General features: G+C 56.8%; 2 protein-coding genes. Both read left to right on the forward strand.

Annotation, left to right across the window (positions count from 1 at the left end):
• Positions 1-522 (forward strand): TolC family protein (locus NX775_RS23855; RefSeq protein WP_258838245.1); only part of this gene is annotated, 522 nt, incomplete at its 5' end.
• A gap of 13 nt (positions 523-535) precedes the next feature.
• Positions 536-1384, forward strand: an 849-nt coding sequence (locus NX775_RS23860) for a copper oxidase (RefSeq protein WP_258838243.1), incomplete at its 3' end; no start/stop codon positions are given.

A 1384-nucleotide genomic window follows, 5' to 3' on the forward strand; every position in this document is an offset into this window, starting at 1 on the left:
CTGGGTCTTACAAACGCCACAGGCTTCATTAACGTTTTGGACGCTGGATACGCCAACAAGAGCACTACCGGGGCGCCTCGTGAGAACGGCTACGAAATATCGCTGGAACTGCCTATCTTCGACTGGGGTGGGTCTCGACGTGCTCGTGCGAAGGCAACGTACATGCTCGCTGTCAATCGTACCGCCGATACGGCTGTTCGCGTGCGCTCAGAAGTGCGCGAAGCGTACTCGGCCTACCGAACTACGTATGACGTCGCCAAACACTATCGCGACGAGGTGGTCCCGCTAAGGAAGCAGATTTCGGAAGAGGTCCTCCTCCGGTACAACGGGATGCTTGCCAGCGTTTTCGAGCTGCTGGCCGACTCGCGCGACCAAATCACGAGCGTCAACGGCGCTATTGAAGCGCAACGCGATTTTTGGATTGCAGAGACCGAACTACAGACAGCAATAAACGGCAGCGGCGGAGCCGTTTCGAGCGCAACCATTGCAGCGTCGGGCTCTGCGCCAGCAGCTGAACATTAATTGGAGAATTGAGATGGTTTCACGTAGAGATTTGTTCACCGGTGCTGCGGCGCTAATTGGGGCGGGGGTAGTCAGCCGAGTGGGCGCAGCATCCCTCCCAGAAGCAGTAATCATGCAGAGCGCCGCGACCCAGGTTCCACCGCCGCCACCGAACGGCCGCCCTTACAACCCAGTCGTGACTCTTAACGGGTGGTCGCTCCCATGGCGCATGAACAACGGAGTCAAGGAGTTCCACCTGGTTGCTGAGCCGGTTGTGCGTGAATTTGCGCCTGGCATGAAAGCAAACCTTTGGGGGTATAACGGCGCATCACCAGGGCCGACCATCGAAGTGGTTGAAGGTGACCGTGTTCGTATTTTCGTGACTAACCGCCTGCCAGAGCACACCAGCATCCACTGGCATGGTCAACCACTACCGAATGGTATGGATGGTGTTACCGGTTTGACGCAAAAAGGCATCCAGCCCGGCAAGACGATGGTGTATGAGTTCGAGGCTAAGCGGCCCGGTACGTTCATGTATCACCCGCATGCCGACGAAATGGTGCAGATGGCCATGGGGATGATGGGCTTCTGGGTTACCCACCCGAAAAATCCCAACTTCATGAAAGTCGACCGCGATTACGTATTTCTGCTTGGTAGCTACGACATTGAGCCGGGAAGCTTCGTCCCAAAGACCTCGACCATGCTGGACTTCAATCTGTTCACGTTCAACAGTCGCGTCTTCCCAGGTATCGACACGATGGTAGCGCGCCAGGGCGAGCGTGTGCGTATTCGCTTCGGCAACTTGACGATGACCAATCACCCGATTCATCTACACGGGCACGAGTTTGAAGTTACCGGTACCGACGGAGGTTGGACCCGACCG

This window comes from Massilia aurea (assembly GCF_024753205.1).
Classification (GTDB): domain Bacteria; phylum Pseudomonadota; class Gammaproteobacteria; order Burkholderiales; family Burkholderiaceae_D; genus Telluria; species Telluria aurea.